Source organism: Micrococcus sp. HMSC31B01, from assembly GCF_001816085.1.
GTDB lineage: Bacteria > Actinomycetota > Actinomycetes > Actinomycetales > Micrococcaceae > Micrococcus > Micrococcus luteus.
The window spans coordinates 1-4049 of the sequence record NZ_KV825023.1 but is presented as its reverse complement, the minus strand read 5'-3'; the positions used below and the strand labels follow the sequence as shown (position 1 = coordinate 4049).

The 4049-nt window shown below is 72.9% G+C and carries 3 protein-coding genes; all 3 read right to left on the bottom strand.

Annotated elements, in window-relative coordinates; genetic code table 11:
- Positions 1–1527 (bottom strand): efflux RND transporter permease subunit (locus tag HMPREF3105_RS03840; protein WP_141762422.1); only part of this gene is annotated, 1527 nt, incomplete at its 3' end.
- Positions 1528–1534: 7 nt separating this feature from the next.
- Positions 1535–3019, bottom strand: a complete 1485-nt coding sequence (locus HMPREF3105_RS03835; RefSeq protein WP_070708809.1) for a malate:quinone oxidoreductase — start codon at positions 3017–3019, stop codon at positions 1535–1537.
- Between the two features lie 105 nt (positions 3020–3124).
- Positions 3125–4049: ABC transporter substrate-binding protein (locus HMPREF3105_RS03830; protein ID WP_246830327.1), on the bottom strand; the 925-nt coding region annotated here is incomplete at its 5' end.

The window sequence follows — 4049 nt, the reverse complement described above, 5'->3', positions numbered from 1 at the left end:
GGGCCGGTCGCCGGGGACGGCGGGCGCGGCCGTGGTCTCGGCCCCGCGCCGCGGGGCGCGCAGGAACCACCAGCACAGCACCGGCACGATCGTCAGGGCGACGACGAGGGAGGCCAGCAGGGCGACCGTGGCGGTCACGGCGAAGGGCCGGAACAGCTCGCCGGCCAGGCCGCCCACGAAGGCGATGGGCAGGAACACGGCCACGGAGACCAGGGTGGAGGCGGTGATCGCGGTGGCGACCTCGCGCGTGCCGTCCAGGATCGCGGAGCGCCGGTCGGCGCCCAGGCCGAGGTGCCGGCGGATGTTCTCCACCACCACGATCGCGTCGTCCACGACCCGGCCGATCGAGATCGTCAGCGCCCCGAGCGTCAGCGTGTTGAGGGAGTAGCCGAAGGCCGCCACCCCGATGAGGGCGGCCAGCAGGGACAGCGGAATGGACACGGCGGTGACGAGGGTGGAGCGCACCGAGAGCAGGAACACGGCGATCACCAGCACGGCGAACGCCAGGCCCAGCAGGCCCTCCTGGAACAGCGTGTCGATGGACTGCTGGATGAACGGGGCCTGGTCGAACACCACGGTCAGGTCCGCGCCGCCGCCCACCAGGGACGCCAGCTCCGGCAGGGCGTCGCGCACGGCCTGAGAGACCGCCACGAGGTCGGCGTCCGGGGTCGCGGTCACGGAGACGGACAGCGTCGGCACCCCGTCGGTGCGGGTCAGGGAGGTGGGGGCCGCGGCCACGAGGGTGACGTCGGCGACCTCGTCCAGGGTGCGCGGTTCGCCGTCGCCGGAGGGAGCGACGACGATCCCGCGCAGGCCCTCGAGGTCCTCGACGGCGGCGCCCGCCTGGACGGGATAGGTGGTCGCGCCCTCGGTGACCTGGCCGACGGGGAAGAGGCCGGCGTTCTCCTCGAGCGCGTCGGTGATGTCGGAGGTGGTCAGCCCGGCGGCGGCGAGCGCGGCCGGGTCCGGGACCACGGAGACGTTCTCGTCCGTGCCGCCGAGCACGTCGGCGCCGCGGACGCCGTCGATCTTCTGCAGCCGCGGGGCCAGGACGTCCTCGGCGCGGCGGCGCAGGGTGTTGAGGTCCTCGTCCCCGGACAGGGCGAGGAAGACCACCGGGAAGTCGGAGACGGAGCCCGCGAAGGACGAGGTCTCCGCCTCCTCCGGCAGCTGCGGCCCGAGGTTGGCGACCACCCGGTCCACCTGGGACCGGGCCCGGTTCAGGTCTGTGCCGTAGGCGAACTCCAGCTGGACCGCGTTGAAGCCGGACTGCGACGTGGACCGCGAGGATTCGAGCCCCTCCACGGCCTGCAGGGCCGTCTCGAGGGGCTCTCCCACCTGCGCGTCCACGACCTCGGGGGACGCCCCCGGGTAGAGCGTCGACACGGAGATGACGGGCAGCTCGAGCGGGGGGATCAGCTCCCGCTTGAGCTGCCCGGCGGAGAGGACGCCGAACACCGCGATGAACACGGTGACGAGCGCCACGAGCGCCCGCCGGCCGAGTGAGAACCGTGCGAGCGCTCCCATCGCGGCGTCAGGCCAGCTTCAGTGCGGCGTCGGTGACGGTGCGGACCTCGTCCAGCAGCGCCGGGTCGTCGTTGAGCGTGTGGCCCAGGGACGGGATGAGCTCCTTGAGCGTGCCGTCCCAGCCGGCCATCTTCGCGGGGAAGCAGCGCTCGAGCAGCTTCACCATGATGGGGGCCGCGGTGGAGGCGCCCGGGGAGGCGCCGAGCAGGCCGCCGAGCGAGCCGTCCGCGTGCGTGACGACCTCGGTGCCGAACTGCAGGACGCCGCCGAAGCGGCCCTTGCGCTTCATCACCTGCACGCGCTGGCCCGCGGTGATCAGCTCCCACTCGCCGCCGTCGGCCTCCGGGTAGAACTCGTGCAGCGCGTCGATCTTCTTGTCCCGGGACTTCAGCACCTCGGTCACGAGGTACTTGGTCAGGTCCATGTTGTCCTTGGCCACGTCCAGCATCGTGCTGAGGTTGTGCGGGCGCACGGACAGCGGCAGGTCCAGGTAGGAACCGGTCTTGAGGAAGTTCGTGGAGAACCCGGCGTAGGGGCCGAACAGCAGGGACCGCTTGCCGTTCACGAAGCGGGTGTCCAGGTGGGGCACGGACATCGGCGGGGCGCCGACGGCGGCCTGGCCGTACACCTTGGCCATGTGCTGGTTGACCACGGACTCGTCCGTGCAGCGCAGGAACTGGCCGGAGACGGGGAAGCCGCCGAAGCCCTTGGCCTCGGGGATGCCGGACTTCTGCAGCAGGGGCAGGGCGCCGCCGCCGGCACCGACGAAGACGAAGCGGGCGCGGTCCACGAGCTCGGAGCCGGCGGCCTTGTTCTTGACCTTGACCTCCCAGCGGCCGTCCGTGCCGCGGGTGAGGCCGGTGACCTTGTGACCGAAGCGCACCTCGGCGCCGGCGCCGGCCATGGCCGTGATGAGCTGGCGGGTGAGGGAGCCGAAGTCCACGTCGGTGCCGCCGGTGTTGCGGGACGCCGCCAGGCGCTGGCCCGGCTCACGGCCCTCGATCAGCAGCGGGGCCCAGGCGCGGATCTGCTCCGGGTCCTCGCTGTGCTCCATGCCGGCGAACAGCGGCTGGGCGGACATGGCCTCGTAGCGGGCGCGGAGGTAGTCCGCGTGGTCGTCACCCCACACGAAGGACATGTGCGGCAGCGGGTTGATGAAGGACTTGGGGTCCTTGAGCGTGCCGTCCGCCACCAGGGAGGACCAGAACTGGCGGGTGGTCCAGAACTGCTCGTTGATGCCCAGCGCCTTGGTGACGTCCACCCGGCCGTTCTTGTCCATGGGCGAGTAGTTCAGCTCGCAGAGGGCGGCGTGGCCGGTGCCCGCGTTGTTCCACGGGTCGGAGGACTCCAGGCCGGCCTGGTCGAGGCTCTCGTACAGGGCGATGGACCAGGTGGGCTCGAGCTTCTGCAGCAGCACGCCCAGGGTGGCGCTCATGATGCCGCCGCCGATCAGGACGACGTCGTGGGTGGCGGTGGACGAGGTGGTGGGCACGGTCAACTCCTGAAGCAGAACGACGGCGGGTGGGCGCAGTGGAACCGGGCCGAGCAGAGGCGGTCGGGCCGAGCGCCGTGATCTCCCACTGTACTACCGGTGGGTTCAGCCTTCGGTCAGCCTGACGCGCGAGAAGGGCTCGTCCAGCTGCGGCGACGTCGGGTAGGAGGCCACGCGCGGGCCGGTGGCCAGGGCGGAGATCGGGTAGACCAGCGGCAGCGCCGGCAGGTCGAGGGCCATGGCCCGGACGACACGGCGGAACAGGCCGCGGCGCGCGTCGTCGTCGTTCTCGGCCGCCGCCGCGTCCACGTCCTCGACGACGCGCGGGTTGCGGTAGCCGGTCTCGGCGCGGCCCGAGCGCGCGAAGGGCTCGAGGAACGCGTGCGGGTCGCGGTAGTCGCCGGTGCGGCCCATCAGGTGCAGGGCTCGGGTGGGCCGGGAGACGACGGCGTGCAGGTAGTCCTGGTCCTCCGGCACGGGCACGGGCACGATGTGCATCCCCACCGCGCCGAGGTCGTGGGCGACCATCGCGTAGACCCGCTCCGGCTCGGGCAGGGAGGGGCGGGCCGTGCCGGCCGGGTAGAGGAACTCCAACGGCTCCCCGTCGTATCCCGCCAGGCCGAGGAACTCGCGGGCCCGGCCCGGGTTGACGTCGTAGCGCCGCGCCTCCTCGTCGCCGACGCCGAGGGAGGGGGGGACGAGGTCGTGGGCCAGGCGGGTGCCCTCGAGGAAGACGTCGCTGCCGGCGATGCGCGGGCGGTCCACCGCGTACGCGATCGCCTGGCGCAGGTACTGCGAGCGCACGCTCGGGTGGTCCAGGTTCATGCCCACGTAGAGCACGCCCAGGGGGTCCCGGGGCAGCACCTGGGTGCCGGCCTCGACGAGGGGGCGCAGCTGGCCGGGGGCGACGACGTCGATCACGTCCGCCGTGCCGCGCCGCAGCTCCCGCAGGCGCACGGAGGCCCGACCCCACGCCTGCACGGCCACCGGGTACGCCGCCGGATCGGAGCCGCGGTGGCCGGCGCTGGGG